29 protein-coding genes and 1 riboswitch are annotated in these 25,667 nt (G+C 72.3%); of the genes, 22 read left to right on the forward strand and 7 right to left on the reverse strand.

The window, feature by feature from the left end:
- The first annotated feature begins 56 nt into the window (after window positions 1–56).
- Entirely contained in the window at window positions 57–932 is an 876-nt protein-coding gene (locus tag QI633_RS12700; RefSeq protein ID WP_141798871.1) for a helix-turn-helix transcriptional regulator, read from the forward strand.
- A 55-nt stretch (window positions 933–987) separates the two neighbouring features.
- Here QI633_RS12700 and QI633_RS12705 read toward each other — a convergent pair whose 3' ends face one another.
- Window positions 988–1,338, reverse strand: coding sequence for a nuclear transport factor 2 family protein (locus tag QI633_RS12705; protein WP_141798870.1), 351 nt, complete (start codon window positions 1,336–1,338; stop codon window positions 988–990).
- A 124-nt stretch (window positions 1,339–1,462) separates the two neighbouring features.
- Here QI633_RS12705 and QI633_RS12710 point away from each other — a divergent pair, with 124 nt between their 5' ends.
- From QI633_RS12710 to QI633_RS12725, 4 genes are all read left to right on the forward strand, one after another.
- Window positions 1,463–2,239 (forward strand): helix-turn-helix transcriptional regulator, encoded by a 777-nt coding sequence (locus QI633_RS12710; RefSeq protein ID WP_282429206.1) that lies wholly within the window; start codon window positions 1,463–1,465, stop codon window positions 2,237–2,239.
- A gap of 9 nt (window positions 2,240–2,248) precedes the next feature.
- Window positions 2,249–3,265 carry an NADP-dependent oxidoreductase gene (locus QI633_RS12715; RefSeq protein WP_282429207.1) on the forward strand — a complete coding sequence of 339 codons (1,017 nt, stop codon included), beginning with the start codon at window positions 2,249–2,251 and terminating at the stop codon, window positions 3,263–3,265.
- A 5-nt stretch (window positions 3,266–3,270) separates the two neighbouring features.
- Entirely contained in the window at window positions 3,271–3,969 is a 699-nt protein-coding gene (locus QI633_RS12720) for a GntR family transcriptional regulator (protein ID WP_282429208.1), read from the forward strand.
- Window positions 3,970–4,127: 158 nt separating this feature from the next.
- The gene (locus QI633_RS12725; RefSeq protein ID WP_282429209.1) at window positions 4,128–5,456 is read left to right on the forward strand and encodes a cytosine permease; all 1,329 of its coding nucleotides are present in this window, start codon (window positions 4,128–4,130) and stop codon (window positions 5,454–5,456) included.
- Here the strand turns inward: QI633_RS12725 and QI633_RS12730 are convergent.
- Window positions 5,434–6,036, reverse strand: a complete 603-nt coding sequence (locus tag QI633_RS12730) for a TetR family transcriptional regulator (RefSeq protein WP_222117832.1) — start codon at window positions 6,034–6,036, stop codon at window positions 5,434–5,436. The genes QI633_RS12725 and QI633_RS12730 overlap by 23 nt on opposite strands.
- A 115-nt stretch (window positions 6,037–6,151) precedes the next feature.
- On the opposite strand from QI633_RS12730, the gene QI633_RS12735 reads away from it, so the two are divergent.
- A complete protein-coding gene (locus QI633_RS12735) occupies window positions 6,152–6,949 on the forward strand; it encodes an SDR family oxidoreductase (protein ID WP_141798864.1) in 798 nt (265 codons plus the stop codon).
- A gap of 171 nt (window positions 6,950–7,120) precedes the next feature.
- The gene (locus QI633_RS12740) at window positions 7,121–8,089 is read left to right on the forward strand and encodes a diiron oxygenase (RefSeq protein WP_282429210.1); all 969 of its coding nucleotides are present in this window, start codon (window positions 7,121–7,123) and stop codon (window positions 8,087–8,089) included.
- Here the strand turns inward: QI633_RS12740 and QI633_RS12745 are convergent.
- Complete coding sequence (locus QI633_RS12745) at window positions 8,086–9,087, reverse strand: cation diffusion facilitator family transporter (RefSeq protein ID WP_282429211.1); 1,002 nt, start codon at window positions 9,085–9,087, stop codon at window positions 8,086–8,088. The two genes, QI633_RS12740 and QI633_RS12745, sit on opposite strands and share 4 nt — an antisense overlap.
- 17 nt (window positions 9,088–9,104) lie before the next feature.
- The gene (locus tag QI633_RS12750; protein WP_141798862.1) at window positions 9,105–9,839 is read right to left on the reverse strand and encodes a PaaX family transcriptional regulator C-terminal domain-containing protein; all 735 of its coding nucleotides are present in this window, start codon (window positions 9,837–9,839) and stop codon (window positions 9,105–9,107) included.
- A 102-nt stretch (window positions 9,840–9,941) separates the two neighbouring features.
- Here QI633_RS12750 and QI633_RS12755 point away from each other — a divergent pair, with 102 nt between their 5' ends.
- Both QI633_RS12755 and QI633_RS12760 read left to right on the forward strand, forming a co-directional pair.
- Entirely contained in the window at window positions 9,942–10,796 is an 855-nt protein-coding gene (locus QI633_RS12755) for an NAD(P)-dependent oxidoreductase (protein WP_282429212.1), read from the forward strand.
- The gene (locus QI633_RS12760; protein ID WP_282429213.1) at window positions 10,793–11,164 is read left to right on the forward strand and encodes a hotdog fold thioesterase; all 372 of its coding nucleotides are present in this window, start codon (window positions 10,793–10,795) and stop codon (window positions 11,162–11,164) included. The genes QI633_RS12755 and QI633_RS12760 overlap by 4 nt, the downstream gene beginning before the upstream one ends.
- On the opposite strand, the gene QI633_RS12765 is transcribed toward QI633_RS12760, so the two are convergent.
- The 3 genes from QI633_RS12765 to QI633_RS12775 are packed head-to-tail and all read right to left on the reverse strand — an operon-like array spanning window position 11,161 to window position 14,931.
- The gene (locus QI633_RS12765) at window positions 11,161–12,369 is read right to left on the reverse strand and encodes a cytochrome P450 (protein WP_282429214.1); all 1,209 of its coding nucleotides are present in this window, start codon (window positions 12,367–12,369) and stop codon (window positions 11,161–11,163) included. The two genes, QI633_RS12760 and QI633_RS12765, sit on opposite strands and share 4 nt — an antisense overlap.
- A 60-nt stretch (window positions 12,370–12,429) precedes the next feature.
- A complete protein-coding gene (locus tag QI633_RS12770) occupies window positions 12,430–13,770 on the reverse strand; it encodes a DUF2786 domain-containing protein (RefSeq protein WP_282429215.1) in 1,341 nt (446 codons plus the stop codon).
- 12 nt (window positions 13,771–13,782) lie between these two features.
- Complete coding sequence (locus QI633_RS12775) at window positions 13,783–14,931, reverse strand: CDP-glycerol glycerophosphotransferase family protein (RefSeq protein ID WP_282429216.1); 1,149 nt, start codon at window positions 14,929–14,931, stop codon at window positions 13,783–13,785.
- 80 nt (window positions 14,932–15,011) lie between these two features.
- On the opposite strand from QI633_RS12775, the gene QI633_RS12780 reads away from it, so the two are divergent.
- The 13 genes from QI633_RS12780 to QI633_RS12840 all read left to right on the forward strand — a co-directional run bounded on the left by QI633_RS12780 (window position 15,012) and on the right by QI633_RS12840 (window position 25,474).
- The gene (locus QI633_RS12780) at window positions 15,012–15,674 is read left to right on the forward strand and encodes an acyltransferase (RefSeq protein ID WP_282429217.1); all 663 of its coding nucleotides are present in this window, start codon (window positions 15,012–15,014) and stop codon (window positions 15,672–15,674) included.
- 7 nt (window positions 15,675–15,681) lie between these two features.
- The gene (locus tag QI633_RS12785; protein WP_282429218.1) at window positions 15,682–17,541 is read left to right on the forward strand and encodes an acetoacetate--CoA ligase; all 1,860 of its coding nucleotides are present in this window, start codon (window positions 15,682–15,684) and stop codon (window positions 17,539–17,541) included.
- Entirely contained in the window at window positions 17,538–18,884 is a 1,347-nt protein-coding gene (locus tag QI633_RS12790) for a hemolysin family protein (RefSeq protein WP_141798854.1), read from the forward strand. Before QI633_RS12785 ends, QI633_RS12790 begins: the two co-directional genes overlap by 4 nt.
- Window positions 18,877–19,941 (forward strand): hemolysin family protein, encoded by a 1,065-nt coding sequence (locus QI633_RS12795; protein WP_141798853.1) that lies wholly within the window; start codon window positions 18,877–18,879, stop codon window positions 19,939–19,941. The genes QI633_RS12790 and QI633_RS12795 overlap by 8 nt, the downstream gene beginning before the upstream one ends.
- Window positions 19,942–19,979: 38 nt before the next feature.
- Window positions 19,980–20,558: a CDP-alcohol phosphatidyltransferase family protein gene (locus tag QI633_RS12800; RefSeq protein ID WP_260805977.1), complete on the forward strand. Its 579-nt coding sequence runs from the start codon at window positions 19,980–19,982 to the stop codon at window positions 20,556–20,558.
- A complete protein-coding gene (locus QI633_RS12805) occupies window positions 20,551–21,429 on the forward strand; it encodes a DUF881 domain-containing protein (protein ID WP_141798852.1) in 879 nt (292 codons plus the stop codon). The genes QI633_RS12800 and QI633_RS12805 overlap by 8 nt, the downstream gene beginning before the upstream one ends.
- Window positions 21,426–21,758, forward strand: coding sequence for a small basic family protein (locus tag QI633_RS12810; protein ID WP_141798851.1), 333 nt, complete (start codon window positions 21,426–21,428; stop codon window positions 21,756–21,758). The genes QI633_RS12805 and QI633_RS12810 overlap by 4 nt, the downstream gene beginning before the upstream one ends.
- Window positions 21,751–22,506: a DUF881 domain-containing protein gene (locus QI633_RS12815; RefSeq protein ID WP_141798850.1), complete on the forward strand. Its 756-nt coding sequence runs from the start codon at window positions 21,751–21,753 to the stop codon at window positions 22,504–22,506. Before QI633_RS12810 ends, QI633_RS12815 begins: the two co-directional genes overlap by 8 nt.
- 10 nt (window positions 22,507–22,516) lie before the next feature.
- Window positions 22,517–22,906 (forward strand): glycine cleavage system protein GcvH, encoded by a 390-nt coding sequence (gene gcvH / locus QI633_RS12820; RefSeq protein ID WP_141798849.1) that lies wholly within the window; start codon window positions 22,517–22,519, stop codon window positions 22,904–22,906.
- 40 nt (window positions 22,907–22,946) lie between these two features.
- Window positions 22,947–23,465 carry an FHA domain-containing protein gene (locus QI633_RS12825; protein WP_141798848.1) on the forward strand — a complete coding sequence of 173 codons (519 nt, stop codon included), beginning with the start codon at window positions 22,947–22,949 and terminating at the stop codon, window positions 23,463–23,465.
- Window positions 23,466–23,478: 13 nt separating this feature from the next.
- The gene (locus QI633_RS12830) at window positions 23,479–24,210 is read left to right on the forward strand and encodes a MerR family transcriptional regulator (protein WP_141798847.1); all 732 of its coding nucleotides are present in this window, start codon (window positions 23,479–23,481) and stop codon (window positions 24,208–24,210) included.
- Between the two features lie 41 nt (window positions 24,211–24,251).
- The gene (locus tag QI633_RS12835; RefSeq protein ID WP_141798846.1) at window positions 24,252–24,722 is read left to right on the forward strand and encodes a bifunctional nuclease family protein; all 471 of its coding nucleotides are present in this window, start codon (window positions 24,252–24,254) and stop codon (window positions 24,720–24,722) included.
- Window positions 24,723–24,910: 188 nt separating this feature from the next.
- Window positions 24,911–25,474 carry a MerR family transcriptional regulator gene (locus QI633_RS12840; protein WP_282429302.1) on the forward strand — a complete coding sequence of 188 codons (564 nt, stop codon included), beginning with the start codon at window positions 24,911–24,913 and terminating at the stop codon, window positions 25,472–25,474.
- Between the two features lie 33 nt (window positions 25,475–25,507).
- Window positions 25,508–25,598, forward strand: a riboswitch (glycine riboswitch).
- Window positions 25,599–25,667: the final 69 nt, after the last annotated feature.

A 25,667-nucleotide genomic window follows, 5' to 3' on the forward strand; every position in this document is an offset into this window, starting at 1 on the left:
AGGTACTGCCGGCCTGCGTCGGCGGCCCCGTACCTCCCCCCGAAGGTGACCCAGCGATGATGCGCAACCCCGCAGTCCTGACCGACCTCCCGACCCCCGTGCTCCTCGAGGAGACGGTGCTCGCACTCCGGGCACGCGAGGCCGAGCTGTCGGCGAGGTGCCCGGAGGCGAGCGAGCGCTGGCGGCGTTGGGAGGAGGAGCACGGCGGCACCGGTACGGCCGCGTTCTGTGCGGTCCTGGCCGGCTTCCTGGCGCTCGCCGTCCTCGACGACCCGGTGGACCTGGCCCGGGCGGCGGCCCTCACCCAGGCGCTGGGGGAGGAGCGGGTCGCGCAACGCCTGCAGCGGGCCGCGCGGCTGGTCGACCTCGACCCCGACCTACCGCTGACCACGGTGGTCGTGCACCGCCTGCTCGCCGAGGAGACCACGGCCGGCGTGGGCCGCGCACTGCTCTTCCAGGACCTCGACGTCCAGGTCGCGCCCGAGGACCGGGTCACCGTGCGGGCGGCCCGCGCCGACCTGGTCGCCTTCGGCCGCGGCGGTTCGGTCGCCGCCGGGCGGCGCGGCCTGGGCATGCTCGCGGCCTCGCCCTGGGGCCCGGCCGCCGAGGAGCTGGTCGAGGAGGCCGACGACGCGGACCTCGAGGTCGTGGCCACCCTGCTCGGCTGGTGCCGGTCGTGGCGCACCGACCGCGACCGGGTGCTGGTCGGACGTCAGGTGCAGCGCCTGGTCGCCGTCAGCGGGGTGAGCCAGCGCCGGTTCGCCGCCCGGATCGGTACGTCGCCCTCGCGCCTGTCGAGCTACGTCGGCGGCTCGGTGACCCCGTCGGCCACGATGCTGCTCCGGATCCAGCGCTCCGCGCGGGCCTTCCAGGCCGAGCTGTCCGGCGCCGCCGGTAGCTCGGCGAACGTGGCCTCGCCCGTCCGGGCCTGAGGCGCGACGAGCCGGTGGTGGCGGCCGGGACGCGTCCGCAGCGCCCGCCTGGTGTTCACCCGGGCACCTTGTCGAGGAAACCGTGCACGTCGCGGATCCGTCCGTCCTCGGCGAGTACGACGACGTCGAACCCGACGACGACCGGATCGGCGCCCTCGGGCCCCAGGCCCCACTGGAACCGGATCCGGTCGTGGTGGCCGTCGACGGCGCCGACGGGCGTGAACACGAAGCCCGGGAACTGTGCCTGGACGCCGTCGACCAGAGCGTGCAGGCCGGCGTGCCCGCTGACCTGTGCCAGCGGGTCGGTGTAGCTGACGTCGGGGGCGAAGTGCTCGGCGAGCAACCGGTCGCGATCGGCGGGCCCGGCGTTCCAGGTGGCGAGGTAGGCGTCGACGAGGTGGTTCATGGTCTGCTCCGTTCGGTGGGTGTTCCGTGGTGGTGGACGGGCACCACCGTCGCCCGAACGGGGGAGCGTGGCCATGACCTGCGAGGTCATGGGACCTGCGCCAGGCGCTGCCTAGGGTGGGGCCATGACCACGCTCGTGGAGAGCCTGCAGGTGGGCCCGATGCTTCGCTCGTGGCGCGAGCGGCGCCGGTTCAGCCAGCAGGAGCTGTCGAACCTCTCGACCGTGTCGACCCGTCACCTCAGCCGGGTCGAGACCGGGCGGGCGCACCCGACACCGGAGATGATCCTGCACCTGGCCGACAACCTGGAGGTGCCGCTGCGCGAGCGCAACCGGCTGCTGCTGGCGGCGGGCTACGCCCCGCGCTACTCGGAGCAGTCGCTCGACGACGGGTCGCTCGCCGTCGTGATGGACGTGCTGCGCAGCCTGCTCGACGCCCACCTGCCGTACCCCGCGGTGCTCCTCGACGACCACTGGGACGTGGTCGACGCGAACGCCGCGATCGGTGTCCTGCTGGCCGACTGCGCGCCGGAGCTGCTGGAGCCGCCGGTCAACGTGGTCCGGCTGTGCCTGCACCCGGGTGGTCTCGCCCCGCGGATCGAGAACCTCGACGAGTGGGCCGGCCACCTGCACCACCAGGCGCTCAGCCGCGCAGCGCGCACCCACGACCCGCGCCACCACGAGCTGGTCGCCGAGATCGTCCGGCTGCACGGCGGCACGCCTCGCCTCGACCCGACGCTCGGGCCGGTGCTGAGCCTGCGGCTGCGCACCGGCGACGGCGTGCTGCGGCTGTTCAGCACCTCCGCCCAGCTGACCACCGCCACCGACGTCGCCCTCGAGGGGCTGCGACTCGAGACCTTCCTGCCCGCCGACGAGACGACCCGCGCGCTCTTCGGGAGATAGGTTCGGTCCGTGCAGACCACCCAGATCCGGCTCGCCGCGCGCCCCGTGGGCGAGCCCACCGACGACGACTTCGCCTTCGTCACCGAGGACCTCCCCGCACTCGCCGACGGACAGGTCCTGCTGCGGACGATCTACCTCTCGCTGGACCCCTACATGCGGGGCCGGATGAGCGCGGCGAAGTCGTACGCCGAGCCGGTGCCGGTCGGCGGCGTCATGGTCGGCCAGACCGTCTGCGAGGTCGTCGAGAGCCGTTCCGAGCGTCGGGCCGTCGGCGACATCGTGCTGGCCTACACCGGCTGGCAGACGTACGCCGTCGCCGACGCCCGCCACACGCGCCGGCTCGACCCGGAGGCCGCCCCGGTGTCCACGGCACTGGGCGTGCTCGGGATGCCCGGCTTCACGGCCTACGCCGGACTGCTGGAGATCGGCCGCCCGCAGCCGGGCGAGACCGTGGTCGTGGCGGCCGCGACCGGGCCGGTCGGCTCGGCCGTCGGCCAGATCGCCCAGCTCAAGGGCGCCCGCTCCGTCGGTATCGCCGGGGGAGCGGAGAAGGTCCGCGCGCTCACCGAGGAGTTCGGCTTCGACGTCGCCCTGGACCACCGCTCGCCGACCTTCCGCGAGGACCTGGCCGCGGCCACGCCGGACGGCATCGACGTCTACTTCGAGAACGTCGGCGGCATGGTCGCCGACGAGGTCGCCCGGAGGCTCAACCTCTACGCCCGGATCCCGGTCTGCGGGCTGGTCGCCAACTACAACGCGACCGAGGCGCCGGCCGGTCCGGACCGGCTGCCGGGGTTCATGGCCCGGGTGCTCACCTTGAGCCTGACGATCCGCGGCTTCATCCAGAGCGAGTTCGAGCCGACCCTGACCGAGGCCTTCCAGCGCGACATGACCGCGTGGGTCCGCGACGGGAGGGTCCGCTACCGCGAGGACATCGTCGAAGGCCTGGAGAGCACGCCCGAGGCGTTCCGCGGACTGCTCGTCGGGCGCAACTTCGGCAAGCTGCTGGTGAAGGTCGGAGAATGACCTCCATGGGGGGCAGCACCCACGACAGCACGGACTTCGAGTCGGAGGCGGACCGGGTCGCCTCCGCGATCCGCGACCAGATCCTCGACGGCACCCGCTCGCCGGGCAGCAAGCTGGTCGAGCGCGACCTCGCCGACGAGCTCGGCGTGAGCCGCGTGCCGGTGCGCGACGCGCTCAAGACCCTGGTGGGCGAGGGCCTGGTGACGCCCCGGCCCCGCACCTGGGCGATCGTGCGCGAGTTCTCGCCCGCCGACGTCGCCGACCTCAACGAGGTTCGCTCGGCCCTCGAGGTGCTGACCTTCCGCCTGGCCGCCAACCGACGTACCCGCGACGGCCTGGCCCGGCTGCGCGAGGTGCTCGACACCGAGCACGAGGCCGTACGCCGCAACGACGCGGCCCTGGCCCGGCGGGCGGCGGCGGACTTCCACGAGCAGGTCACCATGCTCGCCGGCAACGACCTGCTCCACGAGATCGGCGGCTTGCTCAAGAGCCGGATCCGCTGGCTGCTGCTCCAGCACGAGGACGTCGACGGCGTCGCCGAGGAGCACCAGGCGCTCTACGACGCGATCGCGGAACGCGACGTCGCGCGGGTGAGCACGCTGATCCTGGCCCACATGGGCAACATCCGCTACCTCGACGACCCGACCTGGCGCGACGACGACCCGCTCCTCGGCGGTGCGGTAGGGGTCGAGTCGACCGGCTGAGCGCTGCTCGACCCGCTGGGCGGACAGGGGTTCCATCGGCGCCGCTCGTAATGGTATACCAATCGCGAGCAATTGCGACCGCGCGCGTCGTGGTACGCCGCTCGATGGCATACCAACCTCCGGGTGCTCGCTGCCCGGCCCAGCAGAGAGCCCTGCCGATGACGACCTCCACGGGAACCCCGTCCGGAACCGACCGGGACCAGACGCCCGGGCGCGAGCTCGAGTCCGAGTTCGAGCACAGCCCGGTCCCCGCGACGCACCGCAAGTCGCTCCTGACGGTCTCGGCCGTGTGGTTCGGCTTCCCGATGATCCTGACCAACGCCATCCCCGGCGGACTCGTCGTCGCGCTCCTCGGCTTCTGGCAGGGCGTGGCCGCGATCCTGGTCGCCAACGCGATCATGTTCGTCTACGTCAGCCTGCTCAGCTACCGCGCCGGCCAGACCGGCAAGAGCTTCGCGCTGCAGGCCACCGAGACCTTCGGCACCCTCGGGTACGCCATCGCCTCCGGCTTCCTCGCGACCGTGGTCGTCGGCTGGTTCGCGTTCAACACCGGCGCGACCGGCGCGAGCCTCAACCAGGCCTTCGGCTGGAACGAGACCCTCGTCGTCCTCGTCGCCGGCACCGCCTTCATCGCCGTGACGTACGTCGGCATCAAGGCGCTCTCGTGGCTCGGCGCGATCGCGGCCCCGTTGTTCATCGTCGCGGTCGTCATCGCGATCGTGGTGGCCGCCAGCACCGCCGACTTCTCGCAGGTCACCAGCTATGCCGGGGTCGGCGGGGGAGCGATGACCTTCGGCGTCGCGGTCACCTCGATCATGGCGACCTTCGCCGACTCGGGCACGATGACCGCCGACTTCACCCGCTGGTCGCGCAACGGCCGCGAGGCGGTGCTCGCCACCGTCACCGCGTTCCCGATCGCCAGCCTGGTCGCCCAGCTCAGCGGCGGCGTCCTGGTCGCCGCCGGCGCGATCGCCAACGCCGGCGCGGTCGGCGGCGACTTCACCCCGATCCTCACCGGCGAGGACAACGTCCTGCTCAACGCATTCGTCGTCGTGTTCGTGCTGATCAACCTCGGTTCGGTCTGCACCCACTGCCTCTACAACGGAGCCCTCGGCTGGTCGCACCTGACCCGCTCGACCATGAGGCTGCTCACCCTCGTGCTCGGCGTGCTCGGCGTCGTCGTCGCACTGGCCGGCGCCTGGCACCACTTCGTCAGCTGGCTGGCGTTCCTCGGCGTCCTGGTGCCGCCTCTCGGCGCCGTCCTCATCGCCGACCAGGTCCTGCTCCGGGGCCGCCTCGACGGCCGCGCGGAGTCGCCGGTGCGGATCACCGCGTTCCTGGCCTGGGCCATCGGCGCCGGTGCTGCTGTCATCGTCCACTACTCCGCGGACTTCCTGTCCGACGCCGTCGTGGGCCTGGTCGTCGGCCTGGTCGCCTACCTGGTGATCGAGCGGGTCCTCGACGTCAGGACGCCAGCCCGCGCGTGAGCGCGCGCAGGCACCGGACGGCCAGCTCGACCGGTGCCTCAGGGCTCTGGCCCCGCGCCCAATGCTCCAGGGACACCCGGATCGCGTCCGTCGCCGCCGCCGCCACGAGCCTCAGCTCGAGCGGGTCGGCGGTGGGCGCGATCGTCGCCAGCACGGGCAGCAGCCGGGCCTCGGAGTCCCGGTTGACCCGGTACCAGACCGCCGCCAGGTCGGGGTCGTCCGCGGCCGCACGCAGCAGCCCGCGCACCGATGGCAGGTCGGCTACGGTCGCGTCGTCGCTCGCGCCGAGGGAGTCCCGGATCGCCGCCTCGACGGCCGGGATCAGCGGCGCCCCCGGCTCGGTCGCGGCCAGCCGGGCCCGCCAGGCGTCACCGCCGACGGTGAGCAGCGGCGCGACCGCGTCCTCCTTGGTCCGGCTGTAGCGGTAGAACGTGCGCAGCCCGATCCCGGCAGCGGCGGCGATCGCCTCGGCCGTCGTACCGGCGGCGCCGTGCTCGGTGAACAGGCGGGCTGCGACGCGGGCGATCTCGAGCCGGGTCGCCGCCCGGCGACGCTCGGTCAGGCCCGCTGTCTCGCTCACGGGGACGAGCGTACCGATCTTCGTGCCGATCCGGGCATATTGTGCCGCTGTGGCACGTTGTGCCAACAGATCGCGATGACACCGAAGCCATCGCGACGATCGAGAGGACATCGAGATGAACCGTTACGAGGGACGCCGGGCGCTGGTCACCGGCGGCGGCTCGGGCATCGGGCAGGCCACCGTGCTGCGCATGCTGGCCGAGGGCGGCAGTGTCATGGCCGCCGACGTGAGCGAGGCCGGTCTCGCCGACACCGTCACCAGGGCGGGCGCGCTGGACGGCGACGCGGCCGGCCGGCTGGCCACCGTCGTCATGGACATCGCCGACGAGGAGTCGGTCAAGGCGGGTGTCGCGGGCGCCGTCGCGGCCCTCGGCGGCCTGGATGTGGTCGTCAACGCCGCCGGCATCCTGCGCTCGGGCCACACCCACGAGACCACGCTCGAGTCGTTCGAGCAGGTGCTCCGGATCAACCTGGTCGGCACCTTCCTCGTCATCCGCGAGACGATCCCCGCGCTGCGCGAGGGCAATGGCGCCGCCGTGGTGAACTTCAGCTCCACCTCGGCGATGTTCGCCCACCCCTACATGGCGGCGTACGCCGCCAGCAAGGGCGGCATCCAGTCGATGACCCACGCGCTCGCCGCCGAGTACGCCGGCGCCGGCATCCGCTTCAACTCCGTCCAGCCCGGCTCGATCTCCTCGGGCATGACCGACGGCAGCGGCGCCAGCAAGCAGAGCGCCGGCCCCGGCCTCCCGGCGGACGCCGACATGAGCCTGTTCATGAAGCTCGCCCCCGCCCTCGGCCACGGCTTCGCCGGCCCGGAGACGGTCGCCGGAGTCGTGGCGATGCTCGCCAGCGACGACGGCGCCTTCGTCACCGGCACCGAGGTGCGCGTCGACGGCGGCACCCACTTCTGAGCGCACCGGGGCGGGAGTTTCACCGGCCGACCGGTGAAACTCCCGCCAGGACGAGGAAGCATCCTCGTCCAGGCGCCAGTTTCGTCGTCCCGGTCCGCCAGTTTCACCGGTCGACCGGTGAAACTGGCGGGGCTCCCTTGCGGTAGGTGTTACCGCGAGTAGCATGTAGGTATGGCTACGGGCGTGGACACGATCAGCTACCAGGACCAGCTCCGGACCTTGTCCGAGGCGTCGGTCGAGCATCATTTCGACGCCTTCGTCGACATCGCGTGGGACGACCCGGCGTACGTCATCGACCCGCAGGACCCGCGCTGGATCCTGCCCGACGTCGACCCCTTGGGGCGGACCTCCTGGTACCGCGGGCTGCCGCGCGAACGGCAGATCGAGGTCGGGTTCTACCGCCAGACGAACGTGGTCAAGGTCGGGCTGCAGTTCGAGCAGGTGCTCATCGCCGGGCTGATGATGTACTGCCTCGACCTGCCCAACGGCCGCGCCGAGTTCCGCTACTCCACGCACGAGGCGACCGAGGAGTGCCACCACACCCAGATGTTCCAGGAGTTCGTGAACCGGACCGGCCTGGACGTCCCCGGCGCGCACAGCCTGTTCCGCGCCCTCGGTCCCTTCCTCCCGCTGGCCGCCAAGCACCTGCCGTTCATCTTCTTCGTCGGCGTGCTCGGTGGTGAGGAGCCGATCGACCACGTGCAGAAGGTGATGCTGCGCTCCGGTGCCCCGATGCACCCCCTCCTCGAGCGGATCAGCCAGATCCACGTCGCCGAGGAGGCCCGCCACATCGGCTTCGCCCACCAGTTCCTCGAGCACCGCGCACCCCGCCTCAACGTCGTTCAGCGCGGGGTCGCCTCGGTGCTGACCCCGATCCTGATGCGTGTGCTGTGCGACGCGATCGTCGTACCGGGCCCGAAGGCGATCCGCGACATGGGCATCCCGCGCGAGGTCGCCCGCGAGGTCTGGTGGGAGAGCCCGGAGTCGCGGAAGTTCCTGCGCGACATGTTCGGCGACGTGCGGATGCTCGCCGAGGCGACCGGCCTGATGAACCCGGTCTCGCGCCGGGTCTGGCGCGCGCTCGGCATCGCCGGTCGCCCCAACCGGTTCCGGAGTGAGCCGGCGCCCGTCGCCGACTAGCTCCGGTACCAGTCCGGCAGCGAGCCGGGACGCAGGTCCGTGTCGTCGCCGGGCCGGGTGAGCGTGAGCACCGCGCGCACGATCTCGGGGCGGTCGTGCAGGGCGTCGGCGATGGCGCCGAGCCGCTCGGCCACGTCGGACTCGGGGGCGTCGCCGACCAGGTCGACGGCGGCGACCAGGAAGATCCGGTCGGCGCCGACCCACTCCATGTGCAGGTAGCTGATCCGGGCGATCTCGGGGTGCTCGAGCAGCGCGCGCAGTGCGACATTGCGGGCGAGCGGGGTGACGGCCTCTCCGGTCAGGAAGTCCATGTTGCGCCGGATCAGGAAGAGCGCGACCGCGCCGAGCAGGACGCCGACCAGGATCGATCCGATCGCGTCCCAGAGCGGGTCGCCGGTGACCTGGTGGAGCAGGATGCCGACGAACGCGATCGCCAGGCCCACCAGGGCGGCGAAGTCCTCGGCGAAGACCGCGCGCAGCATCGGGTTCGAGGTGATGTGCAGGTAGCGCAGCGGGTGCAGCCGACGCGGTACGGCGGCGTCGCGGGCCTGGCGCAGCGCCTGCAGGAACGAGGTGCCCTCGAGCAGGAAGGCCAGGGCGAGCACGGCATAGGCCCAGCCGTACGACGGCGCCTCCTCCTCGGCGTGCAGCGACTGGACACCGTGCCAGATCGACACCGCGGAGCCGACGGTGAACAGCCCGAACGCGGCGAACATCGACCAGATGTAGCCGACCCGGCCGTAGCCGAGGGAGTGCTCGGCGTCGGGTGGCCGGGCGGCCTTGCGCTCCCCGACGAGCAGGAACACCTCGTTGCCCGTGTCGGCCCACGAGTGCGCGGCCTCGGCGGTCATCGAGGCGGAGCCGGTCACGCCGGCGGCCACGGACTTCGCGACCGCGATGAGGGCGTTCGCGGCGAGGGCGACGAGCACGGTCACCAGGCTCTCGCTGCGCTCGCCGCTCTCGGGCGGCGGTGGGGCCGACTGCGGGGCGGACGTCACCCGGCCATTGTGCTGGCTCAGCCCGCGCCGTCGGTGAGGCTGTGCCGCATGTCGACGACCCACTGCTTGTAGGCGACGTGGGAGGCGCGCAGGGCGTCGCCGGGCCAGTCGTCCGGAAGGAGTGCGGGCGGCAGGACCGGGTCGGTGAGCAGGTGGCGTCCCGAGGTGGCGCACGCGGTGAACCGAAGGACCGGGTCCTCGGTGTCGGTGGCGTCGAGCAGCCGTCGCGCCGTCGCGGCCCACGCGGAGAGGTCCCACAGCCGCGCCGAGAGCGAGGCGGCGTCCGCGGCGGGCGTCGCGGCGGTGAACCGCTCGCACACCTCGTCCACCGGCTCCGGCCAGGCCAGGGCGAGGTTGGCCGGGCGGGTCCACACGCCCTCGCGGAGCTCGGCGAGCCGCAGCTCGGCGAGTGCCGCGCGCAGCTCGGCCCGCTCACTCGCCGTACGACCGACCGTGGTGACGGCCACCAGCTCCCACGTCCCGTCCCACTCCCGCAGTGACGGGTGGGTGGCCTCCTCCTGCCGCCGCTGCCGTACGACGAGCCGCTCCGAGAGGCGGTAGGCGCCCTCGTCGTCGCGGACCACGTCACCGGCGGTGGCCATCCGCGAGAGCGCGACCCGCACCGTCGGCTCCGCGAAGCCGACCACCGAGGCGGCGGCGACCAGCTCGCGGGTGGTCAGCCGCGGCACCTCGGCGCCGAGCAGCAACGTGAGCAGCGCGGACCGGGTCGAGACGGGCTTCAGGTCGGGCATGACGACAGGGATGTTACAGAACTCCGACGGCTGGCGGCGCTATGTTGTGACCTATGTCTAACACTATTGGCGCGGCTGTCAGATCTGTGTAACGGTGCCGCCATGACGGAGACAACGGGCAAGCGACTTGCAGGACGGACCCTGATGATGTCGGGCGGCAGCCGGGGGATCGGGCTGGCGATCGGGCTGGCGGCCGCGCGCGAGGGCGCCAACGTCGTCCTCCTCGCGAAGACCGACGTCCCCGACCCACGGCTGCCCGGCACCGTGCACACCGCGGCGGCCGAGATCGAGGCCGCCGGCGGGCAGGCGCTGGCCGTCGTCGGCGACGTCCGTGACGAGGCCTCGGTCGAGGACGCCGTGGCCCGCGCCGTCGAGCGCTTCGGCGGCATCGACATCTGCCTCAACAACGCCTCTGCCATCGCGCTCGACAGCACCGAAGAGCTCCCGGTCAAGCGCTTCGACCTGATGACCCAGATCCAGCTGCGCGGCACCTACCTGCTCACCCGCGCCTGCCTGCCGCACCTGCGCAAGGGCACCAACCCGCACGTGCTCTCGCTCAGCCCGCCGTTGAACATGTCGCCGGAGTGGCTCGGCAAGCACCCGGCGTACACGCTCGCGAAGTACGGCATGTCGCTGCTGACCCTCGGTTGGGCCGCGGAGTACGCCGAGGCGGGCGTCGCCGCCAACTGCTTGTGGCCCGAGACCCTGATCGCCACCTCCGCCGTGCAGAACCTGCTCGGCGGCGACGCCGCGATGCAGAGGGCGCGGACGCCCGAGATCATGGCCGATGCCGCGATCGAGGTGCTGACCCGCCCGTCGCGCGAGTTCACAGGCAACGCGGTGCTCGACGTCGACGTGCTGCGCGAGGCAGGCGTGCGCGACCTGTCGTCGTACGGTGGCACCGGCGAGCTGGAGTACGACATCTTCGTGGACGGGCCCTCGGGGCAGGGCCGATGAGTGGCCCGCGCGACTCGTTCGCGGCGACCCTCGGCGTCGACGTCCTCGGGTACGGCGGCGGCCGGGCCGAGGCGCGCGTGAGTGTCACCGACGACCACCTCAACCCCCACGGCACCGCGCATGGCGCGTTCCTCTTCTCCCTGGCCGGCATCGCGCTGGCCGCGGCGGCCAACGACGCCGAGCACTCGGGCGTCGTCAGCGCGGTCCACGTCGACTACGTGCGCCCGGCACGGGTGGGGGACGCACTGGTCGCGACCGCCGAGGTCGCCGAGCGGCTGGCGAAGGAGGACCTCTTCGTCGTCCGGGTCACGCACGGCGACGAGCTCGTCGCGCGTGCCACCGGACGCGCGAACCGCCGCACCCGCTAACGATCCAGCGCGAGCCGCAGCCGCGAGTGCCGGCGCACGAAGATGCTCGGCACCCACGCGGCAGCCTCGTCCTCCGGGCTGTCGAGCCGGAACGACGAGGTCCGGGTGAGCAGCGCGTGGATCGCGACGGTGGCCTCCAGCCGGGCCAGCGCGGAGCCGACGCAGAAGTGGATGCCGCGACCGAACGCCAGGTGCTGGCGCACACCGTCGCGGCCGAGGTCGAGGACGTCGGGGTCCTCGAAGTGCGCCGGGTCGCGGTTGGCCGCACCCCAGAGCAGCAGCAGGGTGCTTCCGGCCGGCAGGTCGACGCCGCCGAGCGCGGTGTCGGCACCCACGTGCCGGTAGTGCCCGCGGAAGGGCGACTCTAGCCGCAGGCACTCGTCGAGGAACGGGTCGATCAGGTCGGGCTCCGCGCGCAGCCGGTTCTGCAGGCAGCGGTCCGTCGCGAGCCGGTGCGCCGCCGTACCGAGCAGTCCGGCGGTGGACTCGCCACCGGCGCCCACCAGCTGCAGCAGGACCAGGACCGCCGTCCCCACCTCCAGCTCGTCGAGCTGGACCGCCAGCGCGAGCTCGCCCATCAGGTCGTCGCCCGGCCGGTCGAGGGCGGCGTCGAAACGGTCGGCGAGGTACGCGTGCAGCGCGAAGGACGCGCCGATCGTCGCGTCCAGGCGGGTCTCGTCGACCCAGCCGCCGAGCATCTCGGTGCTGTCGTAGGCCCACCGCAGCAGGTCCGGCACGTCCTCCGGCGCGAGCCCGATCAGCTCCGCGACCAGTGCCAACGGCAGTCGGTCGGCCAGGTCGACGGCCCAGTCCCCGCCCTCCCCGGAGAAGTACGCCGACCAGAGTCGGTCCACCTGCCCGACGACCGACGACTCCAGGGCCCGGATCCGCCGCCCGATGGTGCCGAGCACGGCCGTGCGGTGGATCCGGTGGGTCGGGTCGTCGGCGGTCGCGAGGACCTGCTCGACGGTGCCGCCGCCGTCCATCGGCAGCACCGAGGCGGACCCGTCGGGACGGCGCAGCAGCACCGAGCACAGGTGCGAGGAGTAGGTCTGCGGGGCCGCGAGCACCTCCTGGACCAGCTCCCACGACGAGACCAGGTGCACGTCGGTGCCGGGGACGCGGTACACGGGCGAGCAGGACCGCAACCGGGCCAGGGCCGGGTACGGGTCGGCGACCAGCGCCGGGTCGAACACGTCGAACATGGAGCCAGTGTCAGCCCGCCGGACCCCCGCGTCAGCAGAAGCGGTCACGCCGTCGAGACGTCAACCGCCGCCGGTGATCGCCCGTTCGGTGCCCAGGCTGGCCCGCGCGGCGGCCCGGGTGCCGGCGTCGCGGGACCCGGGGGCGGCGTGGCCGGCCTGCGCGGCGCCCTTCCAGGTGCCGCGGATCCCGTGGTCGCGCTGCATCCGGCCGAAGTAGTCGACGATCTCGATCTCGCGCGCCCGCAGGGCGAGCTCGGTGGACGTCGGCCCGTCGGCCACCGGAGCGTCGGTGGCGACCGCTGCGGCCCGCGCCGAGGCCCGCGCCGTCTCCAGGCGATCGCCGATGTGGTCGGCCCAGGCCTCGTAGAACGCCGCCCGGGCGGTCGAGCCGTGCACTGGCTTCAGCTCCCAGCGCCGGCGCCGGGCGTTCCAGACCTCGCGCTGGTCGGCCTTGTGGGCGCCCGAGCGCAGGTGGGCGTCGCCGTCGGCGACCATCTGGGTGACCAGCGTGGCGTAGAGCGCCTGGACGACCGCGATGTCGGACGGGAAGCCGTAGAGGGTGACCCGGGTGTTGCTCGTGTAGATCGCCACCCGGACATCGTTGGCGCGGGCGATCTCCAGCACCAGCCGGACGTAGCGGGCCAACGACCGCTTGCCGGACTCGCCGATCAGCACCGTCTCCCAGGTCGGCTCCTCGCGCCGCTCCTCCGCGCCTGCGGTGGCGCGGGCGACCGCGAGCGCGATCTGGTGCCGGGTGGCCAGCGACTGCGCCTTGGCGAAGAACGCCTCGCGCTCGGCGGTGTTGGAGGTCCGCTCGGCCTGGCGCAGCAGCCGGCCGATCCGCAGCAGGGTGCGGTCCTCGCCGTCGACGCCGGTGTCGAGGCCGTGCAGCCGGTAGGCGGTGTGGAGCAGGTCGGCCAGCACGGGCATGCCGACGTCCTCGAGCAGCCGGAGGTACGTCGTGCGGAACTCCGGCCCGTGCCCGACGGCCCCGGCCAGGTGGTGGGCGACCTCGTGGAGCACCACGGCGGCACGCAACGACCAAGCCCCGCCGACCTCGCGCGGCGGGATCGCCATCACGCCGCGGGCGGGAAGCTCGTCGTACTCGTAGTGCGCCTTGGCGTGACCCCGGCGTGGGCGGACCACGACCGGCACCCCCGCGCGGTCGTGACCCGTGCCGTCGTCATAGGCGCTCCCGGTCGCGACGAGGTGGGCGAGCACCTTGTCGACGAACGCCTGGACGTGGGCCGGGTCGGTGAACCGCGGCTCGGTCTCGGGCTCGAACGCCTGCAGCGTCTCGCCGACCCTGATCCGCAGCGGCTCGCCCGGGGTGCGCGCGGCCTCGTCGAGCCAGCCGGCGAACAGGTCCTCGGCGGCATAGACCTCGCGGGTGTCGGGCATGCGCCCAGCCTTTCAGGCGGCCCCGACAGTTCCGTCGTCGGCGCTGGCCAGCTCGCCCCGGAGCCGGTCGCGCAGGTCGACGAGCTCGGTGATCGCCTCGACGAAGCGCACCGTGCTGTCGCCGACGCCGTTGTCGTCGAAGTAGTGGTGGCGCATCGCGGCCCGGGCGATCCGGTGCTCGTCGTGCGCGAGCCGGTCGGTGAGCAGCTCGGTCAGGCCGGGCAGGTCCTCGGTGTCGATGACGTCGGCGCACCGGCTCACCGGCACCTCCTGGCGCAGCCGCTCGGCGTCGTGGTGCCGGTCGGTGATCAGGATCGGCTTGTCGGTCTGCAGGTAGAGCCAGTCCAGCCCCACCGAGGAGACGTCGGTGACCATCGCGTCGCAGCCGGGGAACACCGCGAGGATGTCGCCCTGCCAGATCGCGGCGTGCCCGGCCTCGGGCTCGCGCTCGGCGGCCCGCTCGACCAGCTCGAGGATGGCCTGGTGCGCCTCGCGGATCGCCGGTGTGAGGCTGGTGGTGACCTTCGGGTGCGGCTTGTAGACGAGTCGCACGTCCGGCACGGCGAGGATCGAGCGTGCGATGTCGACGCCGAACACGTCGACCGAGGTGTAGTCGTTGTAGCCCGCATCGCCTTCCCAGGTGGGCGCGTAGAGCACGGTACGGCGCTCGCTCGCCGGCAGCAGGGGAGCGGGACGCAGGTCCAGCTGCGGCCGGCCGACCCGGACCAGTCGGTGCTCGTCGAGCTCCATCAGCGCGGCCCGGTGCCGCTGGACGGCCGCCTCGCCGGCGACGAAGACGCGGTCGTAGGCCTTCGCGTTGTTGGAGATCATCGACTGCTTGTCACTCTCGCCGTGGTTGATGTGCACGTGCAGCATCCGGCCGTCGAGCAGCGAGTTGAAGTTGAGCATGGAGTTGTTGCAGTAGACGACGACCTTGGCGTCCAGCTCGTCGTACGTCGCCGCGAGGTCGGCGAAGCCCGGGGCGAGGAGCACGGGAAGCGAGGTGCGCTCCTCGACGATCGCGCGGGTCTGCGGGTCCCGGGTCAGGATGCCCACGGGGTGGGTGTCATCGAGCCGTTCCAGCACCGGGATCCACTGCAGGAGCTGGTAGACCCGGGTCGGGTCGTCGGCGAAGTAGGCGATGACGTGGGGCTTCTGCACCGACGGATGATACGGCCACGAATGATGGCCCGCCCAACCAGCGGAGCCGCGTGAACGTTGCATTTCGGTAACCTTCGCCGGTGCTCGATCTCCGGCGCCCGCTCCGCCGTCTTCTCAACCGCTCCGTCCACGCCGCCTGGCGGTGGGTCGAGCACGTCGGGGACGTCTCCCCGGACAGCTCCCTGGCCGTCACCTTCGGCACCTTCGGCCCCGGCGCCTGCCTGGCGTTCCCCCTGTCCGACGTGGTCAACGCGAGCGCGATCCACATCGGTCGCGACACCCTGATCGGCAAGTACGCGACCCTCTCGGTCGGCTACGGCCCGACCCAGGAGGTGCTGCCCGAGCGCGGCCTGCGCGTCGGCGAGCGCTGCGTCCTCGGTGCCCGGATCACCATCACCGCCCACGAGTCGATCGAGATCGGCGACGACGTCTGGTTCGGCCAGGACGTGTTCGTCTCCGACGCCAGCCACGGCTACACGAACCCCGAGATCCCCGTCGGTCTCCAGTTCGGCACCCACCAGCCGGTCTCGATCGGCTCCGGCACCTGGGTCGGGCACGGCGCGATGATCCTGCCCGGCACGTCGATCGGCCGGAACGTCGTGGTCGCGGCCGGCTCCGTCGTCCGCGGCGACGTGCCGGACCACGCGGTCGTCGGCGGCGTCCCGGCCCGGCTGATCCGGCGCCTCGACCCCGACGGAAGCTGGGCCAGGGTCGTCGCCGACGCGCCTACGCTGACCCCGTGAGGACCTCATGAGCCGCATCGAGGACCTGGCACGGTCGGTCGGGGTCACGGGCGGCTACGACGACCTGTGGGCCTGGTCGGTCCGCGACCTCGACGGGTTCTGGTCGGGCGTGGCCCGGCACCTCGACCTCGACCTGCCCGGCCCGGTGCTCGCCGAGGAGCGGATGCCCGGCGCGGTCTGGTTCCCCGAGGCCCGGGTCAACTACGCCGCGGCGGTCCTCGACGGGTGCCCCGAGGACGAGGTCGCCGTCGTCGGCGTCACCGAGGACCCGGCCGCGACCGTCGAGCTGACCTGGGGCGAGCTGCGGCGTCGTACGGCGAGCCTGGCGGCGACACTGCGCGGCCTGGGCGTGGGGGAGGGCGACCGCGTGGTCGGCTTCCTCCCCAACACGCCTGACGCGGTCGTGGCCTTCCTCGCCACCGCCAGCCTCGGCGCGGTCTGGTCGGTGTGCGGCATGGACTACGCCGCCTCGGCCGCCCGCTCGCGCTTCGAGCAGCTCGAGCCGGTGGTGCTGGTGCACGCGTCGTCCTACGTCCACGCTCAGTCGGTCCACGACCGCAGCGATGTCGTCGCCGAGCTCACCGGCGCGCTGCCCACGCTGCGCGCGGTGCTCGAGGTCGGCACGCCCGCCTGGGACGAGGCGCTGGCCGCCGACGTGCCGTTCGAGCCGGTGGCCGTCGCGTTCGACCACCCGCTGTGGGTGCTGTTCTCCTCGGGCACGACCGGCCGCCCGAAGGGCATCGTCCACGGCCACGGTGGCGCGCTGCTCGAGCAGGCCAAGGTGGCGGCGTACCACTTCGACCTGGGGCCCGGCGAGCGGCTCCTCTGGTTCACCACCCCGTCGTGGATGATGTGGAACTTCGTCGTCGGCGCCCTGCTGACCGGCGCGTCCGTGGTGACGTACGACGGCAGCCCGGCCCACCCCGCGACCGACGGCCTGTGGGCGCTGGCCGCCCGGCTCGGCGTGACCGTGGTGGGGATGAGCCCCGGCTACGTGGCCGCCTGCCAGAAGGCCGGCGTCGGTCCCGCGGGGCACGACCTCTCGCGGCTGCGCCGGGTCGGGATCTCCGGGTCGACCTTCCCCGCGACCAGCCAGGAGGAGCTGCAGGCCGACCTCGGTCCGGACGTGCAGATCTGCTCGATCAGCGGCGGGACCGACGTGGTCAGCGCCTTCGTCGGTCCGGCGCCGACGGTGCCGGTGTGGCCCGGCGAGCTGTCCCGGCCGTGCCTCGGCGTGGCCCTCGACGCGTTCGACGCCGACGGACGCTCCGTGCGCGGCGAGGTCGGCGAGCTGGTCGTCACCCGACCGATGCCGTCCATGCCGCTGTACTTCTGGGGCGACGACGACGGCAGCCGCTACCACGAGGCCTACTTCGACACCTTCCCCGGCGTGTGGCGCCACGGCGACTGGATCACCGTGACCGACCACGGCTCGGTCGTCATCCACGGCCGCTCGGACGCGACGCTCAACCGGAACGGGATCCGGATGGGCAGCGGCGACATCTACGAGCCGGTCGAGGCGCTGCCCGAGGTGCGCGAGGCGCTGGTCATCGGGTTGGAGGAGCCGGACGGCGGCTACTGGATGCCGCTGTTCGTGGTCCTCGCCGAGGGCGTCGAGCTCGACGCGGCGCTCGACGCCCGGATCCGCGACGCCGTACGCACCCACGCCTCGCCGCGGCACGTCCCGGACGTCGTGATCGCCGCTCCGGGCGTCCCGCACACCCGCACCGGGAAGAAGCTCGAGGTGCCCGTGAAGAGGGTGCTCGCGGGCCAGGACCTCGGTCGCTCCTACGACCCCGGTAGTGTGGACGCCCCAGAGCTGATCGACTGGTACCGAACCGTGGGCAGGAGCCGCAGAACCCGATGACCGCCTGGCTACTGCTGGGACTCGCCATCCTCCTGGTGCTCGCGTGCGGCCTGTTCGTCGCGGCCGAGTTCGCCTTCGTCACCGTCGACCGCGGCCAGGTCGACCGGGCCGCCGCCGACGGCGACGCGGCGGCGATCGGGCTGCAGAAGGCGCTGCGCTCCCTGTCGACCCAGCTCTCCGGGGCCCAGGTCGGCATCACCATCACCAACCTGGCCATCGGCTTCCTCGCCGAGCCCGCGATAGCGGAGCTGCTGCGCGACCCGCTGGGGGCGGCCGGCGTGGCGGAGAGCGCGGTGCGCCCGGTCGGCGTCGCCCTCGGCCTGACGCTCAGCACCCTGCTCACCATGCTGATCGGGGAGCTGGTCCCCAAGAACGTCGCCATCGCCCTGCCGATGACGACCGCCCGGCTGACCCAGCGACCGATGCGCTTCTTCACCGCTGCCGCCCGCGGCCCGATCAAGGTGCTCAACGGCAGCGCCAACGCGATCGTGCGGCGCCTCGGTGTCGAGCCGCAGGAGGAGCTGCGCTCGGCGCGCAGCTCCACCGAGCTCGCCTCGCTGATCCAGCACTCGGCCGACGAGGGCACCCTCGACGCCGACACCGCCGAGCTGATGGAGCGCTCCGTCGAGTTCGGCACCCGCACCGCCGGCGAGATCATGACGCCCCGGGTGCGCACCCGCTCGCTCGACGCCAACGACCGCGCCAGTGCGGTGATCGCGCTGGCCCGCGAGTCCGGCAACTCCCGCTTCCCGGTCCTCGACGACACCGACGCCGTCGTCGGCACCGTCCACGTCAAGAACGCCGTCGCGCTCCCGCTCCACGAGCGGGCCACCACCAAGGTCAAGCACCTGATGGCCAAGCCGATCCTGGTGCCCGACTCGCTGCGCCTCGACCCGCTGCTCGCGCTGCTGCGCGCCGACGGCTTCCAGATGGCCATCGTCCTCGACGAGTACGGCGACCACGCCGGCATCGTCACGCTCGAGGACGTGATCGAGGAGATCGTCGGCGACATCGCCGACGAGCACGACCGGCTCGGCAGCCGCGGGCGGCTGCGTCGCGACGGCACCTGGTCGCTGTCCGGCCTGTTGCGCCCCGACGAGGTCGAGGACCTCACCGAGATCGAGCTCCCCGAGAGCGAGGACTACGACACGGTGGCGGGTCTCGTGCTCAAGGTGCTCGGCCGGATCCCGCAGACCGGCGACGTGGCCGTCGTACCCCTCCCGTCGACGGGGGAGGACGACGAGGAGCCCGCCCGCCGGGCGGTGCTGAGCGTCGACCACATGGACGGACTGCGGATCGACCGGATCTCGCTGCGGGTCGAGGAGGTCGAGCAGCATGGGTGACCTCGGCGGCGTGCTGCTCGCGGTGGTCCTGCTGGCCGCCAACGCCTTCTTCGTCGGCGCGGAGTTCGCGCTGATCTCCGCGCGACGCAGCCAGATCGAGCCCCGTGCGCAGTCCGGCTCCCGGATGGCCCGGATCACCCTGGCGGCGATGGAGCGGGTCTCGGAGATGATGGCCGGCGCCCAGCTCGGCATCACCATCTGCTCGCTCGGCCTCGGTGCCGTCGGCGAGCCCGCGCTCGCCCACTTGATCGAGCCGGTGTTCCACGAGCTGCACGTGCCCGAGGAGTGGCTGCACCCGGTGGCCTTCGTGATCGCGATGACCATCGTCGTCTTCCTCCACGTCGTGCTCGGCGAGATGGTCCCCAAGAACATCGCCATCGCCGGGCCGGACCGCGCCGCCCTCATCCTCGGCCCGCCGATGCTCGGCATCGTCACCGTGCTGCGCCCGCTCATCGCCACGATCAACGCGATCGCCAACGCCATCCTGCGGCTGCTGCGGATCGAGCCGAAGGACGAGATCGGCAGCACCTTCACCCGTGAGGAGGTCGCGGCGCTGGTCGAGGAGTCCCACGGTGAGGGCCTGCTCGCCGAGGACGAGTACGACCGGCTCTCCGGCGCGCTCGGCTTCACCGAGAAGACCGTCGCCGAGGTGATGATGCGGCCCGAGTCGCTAGCCACCGTGGTCCGCGGCTCCACCGGCGCCGAGGTCGAGGCGCTGTGCGCCGCCACCGGGTTCAGCCGGTTCCCGGTCGTCGCCGCCGACCAGGAGCCGGTCGACCTGCTCGGCTACCTCCACATCAAGGACGTCCTCGAGCCCGACGAGGAGCGCCGCGAGCGCCCGGTCGCCGACCGGTGGATCCGCCCGTTCGCGACCGTCACCGACGACACGTTGCTGCACGACGCGCTCGAGGTCCTCCAGCGTCGCGGCGCGCACATGGCCCGCGTCGTGGACCCGCGCGGTACGACGCTCGGCGTCGCCGCGCTCGAGGACGTCATCGAGGAGCTCGTCGGAGAGATCCGCGATGCCGCCCACTCCGAGGAATCGTCGGCCCCGTGAGCACGCCGACGCCCACCCCCGCCACTACAGTGTCGTCCGTGGCTGCTCGACGGGTGCTGACGCTGCCCAACCTGATCAGCTTCCTGCGGCTGCTCGGCGTCCCGCTGTTCCTCTACCTGGTGCTCGGCCCCGAGGCCGACGTGCTCGCGCTTGTCGTGCTGATGGCCTCCGGCGTCACCGACTTCCTCGACGGCTGGCTGGCCCGCAAGCTCGACCAGACCTCCGAGCTCGGCCAGCTGCTCGACCCGATCGCCGACCGCCTCTACATCCTCGCCGTCGTCGTCGGCCTCGCGATGCGCGACATCATCCCGTGGTGGGTCGCCCTGTGCCTGCCGTTGCGCGACCTGCTGCTGTGGGGACTGGTGCCGCTGCTGCGCACCCGCGGCTACAGCGCGCTGCCGGTCCACTTCCTCGGCAAGGCCGCGACCTTCAACCTGCTCTACGCCTTCCCACTGCTGCTGCTCGGCGACGGCGACGGACGGGTCGCCGTGCTGGCGCAGGTGTTCGGCTGGGCGTTCGCGCTGTGGGGGATCGGCCTGTACTGGTGGGCCGGCGTGCTCTACGCCTGGCAGGTGCGCAAGCTGCTCGCGACCACCGAGCGACGTACCCATGCCTGAGACCCTCGACCGGTCCCGCACCCCCCTGCTGACGCTGATCACGCAGGAGGCGCTCGATCGCGACTACCAGGTCGCGGCCTCCCGCGCCGCGGCGACGGCCGCGACGGCGACCGGAGTGGAGGGGGAGCGCGGTCCACGCCACGGCTACCGGGTCGGCGTGGTCGTGGTGGTGGGCCTGTTCGCGATGCTGGTCACCGTGGCCGGCGTCCAGACCTCGCAGAACGCCGACGTCGACGACGCGAGCCGGGCCAGCCTGATCGACCGGATCGAGGCCCGCCGCGCCACCGTGCGCCGGCTGCAGAACGAGCTCGCCGCGCTGCGGGCCGCCAACGCCGACGCCGAGGACCGGCTGCGCTCGCTCGGCAACCGGGTCGGCGACCTCCAGGCGCGCCGCTCCCGGCTCGGTGCGCTCACCGGCTTCAGCCCGGTGACCGGCTCCGGGGTCCGGGTCAGGGTCGACAACCCGCCGTACGCCGGGCCGAACGAGCAGCTGCGCGACTCCGACCTCGCCCTCCTCGTCGACGGCCTGTGGGCGGCCGGCGCCGAGGCGATCTCGATCAACGGCCAGCGCGTCAACGCCCACGGCGGCATCACCAACGTGGGCGAGGCGATCGAGGTCAACGGCTTCGGCATCGCGCCCCCGTTCACGGTCCTGGCGATCGGCGACCGCAGGACGCTGGCGTCGAGGTTCGCCGAGACCCAGGCCGGGCTGCGCTTCCTGGCCCTGGCCCGGCAGTACGGCTTCGAGCAGAAGATGGACAATGTGGACGACCTCCACCTGCCTGCCGCGCCCGGCGCGCTGCTGCGGCTACGGTCGGCTGAGCAGGAGAAGACCAAGCCCCAGGGGCAGCAGGGAGGTGACGGGCCGTGATCGCGGTTCTCGGACTCGTCGTGGGCGTCGTCCTCGGCTTCGTGTTCCAGCCCGACGTGCCGCGTTCGGTCGAGCCCTACCTCCCGATCGCCGTCGTCGCCGCGCTCGACGCCGTCTTCGGCGCCCTGCGCGCCTATCTCGACGGGATCTTCGACGACAAGGTCTTCGTCGTCTCCTTCCTCAGCAACGTGGTGATCGCGGCCGGCATCGTCTACCTCGGCGACCGCCTCGGCGTCGGCGGCCAGCTCTCGACCGGCGTCATCGTCGTCCTCGGGATCCGGATCTTCACCAACGTCGCGGCGATCCGGAGACACATCTTCCATGCCTGAGCCGGAGCCCGAGGAGCAGGCGAGCGAGCAGAGCCCCGTCGACCGGCTCAAGGTGGCGCTGCTGCGGCCCTCGCGCAAGCAGCTGGTCGCCGCCGCGCTGCTGGCCCTGCTCGGCTTCGGCGCGGTGACGCAGGTGCGCACCGCCGGCACCGACGACACCTACGCCGGACTGCGCGAGCAGGAGCTGATCGACCTCCTCAACGGTCTCGCCGGCACCCGTCAGCGCACCGAGACCGAGATCGACCGGCTCGAGGAGGTCGCGGGCGGGCTGCGCGACGACTCGTCCAAGCGGCAGACCGCCATCGACCAGGCCGACGCCGAGGTCGACGACCTCAACATCCTCGCGGGGCTGGTGCCGGTCACCGGCCCGGGCCTGCGGGTCACGATCGAGGAGGAGGAGGGCCGGGTCCGGCTCGGCTCCCTGCTCGACACGATCCAGGAGCTGCGGACCGTCGGGGCCGAGGCGATCGAGATCAACGGCAAGGTGCGGGTCGTGGCGCAGACGTCGTTCACCGAGGCCGACGGCGGGTTCCTCGTCGACGGCGAGCGGATCGAGGCGCCGTACGTCATCGTCGCGATCGGCGAGCCCGGAGCGCTCGCGAACGCGATGACCTTCGCCCTCGGGCCCAAGAAGCAGCTCGAGGAGGACGGCGCCACCGTGGGCGTCCAGCAGCTGCGCACCGTCGACATCGAATCCGTGGTGCGACGCGACCGGCCTTCGTATGCCGTTCCGGACCAGGGGCAGTAGCCTTCGGGCCATGACGAACCCCGCGGACCTGAAGTACACCGTCGAGCACGAGTGGCTGCGGCAGCCCGGCGAGACCGCCGGCTCGGTGCGGGTCGGGATCACCGACTACGCCCAGGACGCCCTCGGCGACATCGTCTACGTCTCCCTCCCCGAGGTCGGCGCGAGCGTCACCGCCGGCGACTCGTGCGGCGAGCTGGAGTCGACCAAGTCGGTCAGTGACGTCTACGCCCCGGTCACCGGCGAGGTCGTCGCGGTCAACGAGACGCTCGACGCCACCCCCGAGCTGGTCAACAACGACCCCTACGGCGCCGGCTGGCTCTTCGAGGTCGTGCCCCAGAACGCCGCGGACCTCGACGCACTGCTGGACGCCGCCGCATATGAGGCCCAGCTCGACAACTGATCCGGTAGGTTCGTAAGAGATCCACCGTGAGGAGCAACTGATGCCGTTCTGCACCGCCTGTGGTCGGCAGAACCCCGATGACGCCCGCTTCTGCTCGCAGTGCGGGACCCGCCTCGTCGCGCCCGAGCCGGCGCCCGTGAGCGATGCCACCGCGACCATCCAGTTCGGCGGTGGCGCGACCGGCACCGCCGGCGTCGAGACCTCCGACCGTGCGCTGAGCCCCGTCGACGCCGCGGCCGTCGACGCGCTGCCGGTCGGCCATGCCCTGCTGGTCGTCCAGAAGGGGCCGGGCTCGGGAAGCCGGTTCCTGCTCGACGCCGACGAGGTCAGCGCCGGGCGGCACCCGGAGAGCGGGATCTTCCTCGACGACGTCACCGTCTCGCGTCGCCACGCCGTGTTCCGTCGTGACGGAGACACGTTCACCGTGGAGGACGCCGGCAGCCTCAACGGCACCTACGTCAACCGCGACCGGATCGAGAAGGTCCAGCTCAAGGACAGCGACGAGGTCCAGGTCGGCAAGTACCGCCTGGTCTTCTTCGCGGGCCACGAGAGCGTCTGAGGGCGGTCGCAGGATGACTGCTGCCGTCGCTCGGGGGGAGCGGGAGCCACGGCTCAACATCGGCCAGGTCCTCGACCGGCTGCGCGCCGACTTCGAGGACATCAGCATCCCCAAGATCCGATTCCTCGAGTCCGAGGGGCTGGTGAAGCCGGAGCGCACGCCGGCCGGCTACCGGAAGTTCTCCGAGGCCGACATCGAGCGGCTGCGCTACATCCTGCGGATGCAGCGCGACCACTACCTGCCGCTCAAGGTGATCGGCGAGCACCTCGACGCGCTCGACCGGGGCCTGACGCCACCCGAGCCCGAGCCGGTCGTGCCCACGGTGCCGACCGTCGCTCTCGGCGCCGACGGGCTGCCGGCGCCCGAGTCGTTCCGCCGTACCGACCGGTTGCGGCTCTCGCGCAAGGAGCTGATCAAGGTGGCCGAGATCGACGAGGACCTCCTCGGACAGCTCGAGTCGTTCGCGCTGATCAGCCCCTCGCCGACCGGCCACTACGACACCGACGCGCTGGTGATCGCGCAGACCGCGCACGAGCTCGCCGACTACGGCATCGAGCCGCGCCACCTGCGCGCCTTCCGCACCGCGGCCGACCGGGAGGTCGGCCTCATCCAGCAGGTCGTGACGCCCCGCAAGGGCCGCGACGCCGGTGCGAGCGCGCGCGCGGAGGAGGCGGTCAGCGAGATCGCCGCTCTCTCGGTGCGCCTCCACGCGACCCTGGTCAAGGCCGGACTGCGCCGCATCTGAGCCCTCCCGGACGGCTCGGGCCGACGCAGTAGGCTGGAGGCATGCGCGAGGTCGACGTGATGGGTGTCCGGGTGGAGATGCCCTCCAACCAGCCGATCGTCCTGCTCCGAGAGGTCACCGGCGAGCGCTACCTGCCGATCTGGATCGGTGCCGTCGAGGCCACCGCGATCGCCTTCGCCCAGCAGGGGGTCGTCCCGCCACGGCCGCTGACCCATGACCTGATGCGCGACGTGCTCACCGCGACCGGCAACGAGCTGAGCGAGGTGCGGATCACCGACGTGCGCGAGGGCGTCTTCTACGCGACCTTGGTCTTCGCCTCCGGCGTGGAGGTCAGCGCGCGTCCCTCCGACTCGATCGCGCTCGCGCTGCGCACCGGTACGACGATCTTCTGCTCCGAAGAGGTCCTCGCCGAGGCCGGGCTCGCGGCCCCCGCCGAGGAGGAGGACGAGGTCGAGGCCTTCCGCGAGTTCCTCGACCACGTCTCGCCCGAGGACTTCGGCGCCGAGGGCTGAGGCGGCTGTCAGCCTCAGGCTGAGGTTGAGGGTTTTCGGCGACACGCCCAGCCATGTCTTTGACCGGCCCGACACCGCGGTCGTACCGTGAGGGAGTCGAAATGACAGCAGTGCAATCCCCCTTGCCTGAAGCGCCGCGACCTGGAGGTTCCGTGAACGAGCAGCAGCCCGAGAAGGTCGGTCAGGACGTGACCGCGGCGACTGCTGCCGCGCAGGAACAGGGGCTCCTGTTCACCGACGATGTCTCGCCGCTGCCCAGCGACCTCGGCTACCGCGGCCCGACCGCGTGCAACGCCGCCGGCATCACCTACCGCCAGCTCGACTACTGGGCCCGCACCGGCCTGATCGAGCCCAGCGTGCGCGGCGCCAAGGGCTCCGGCTCGCAGCGTCTCTACAGCTTCCGCGACATCTTGATCCTCAAGATCATCAAGCGACTCCTCGACGCCGGCATCTCGCTGCAGAACATCCGCACCGCGGTCAGCCACCTGCGCGAGCGCGGTACCGACGATCTCACCCAGGTCACCTTGATGAGCGACGGCGCATCGGTCTACGAGTGCACCAGCAACGACGAGGTCATCGACCTGCTGCAGGGTGGCCAGGGCGTCTTCGGCATCGCGATCGGCGGCGTGTGGCGCGAGATCGAGGGCACGCTGGCCGAGCTCCCGAGCGAGCACGCCAACGAGTCGGAGCAGTCGGCTCCGGTCGCCGGCGACGAGCTGGCCGCTCGCCGCGCGGCGCGCAACGTCGGCTGAACAGGTCGCAGACCTGTAGGCTGTACCTGCTGTTGATGCTGCACGGGAGAGTCAGGCCCCGTGCCTGCGCCGAAGGGGCAATCCCTCCCCGGAACCTCTCAGGCGCCAGGACCGTGTGGAGCAGGCAACTCTGAAGGCGCAGTGACGCGCCGACAGAGGGGGAGGGCTCGATTCATCTCATCGACCCGACCCG

Origin of the sequence: Nocardioides sp. QY071, from assembly GCF_029961765.1 — a bacterium.
Classification (GTDB): Bacteria; Actinomycetota; Actinomycetes; order Propionibacteriales; family Nocardioidaceae; genus Nocardioides.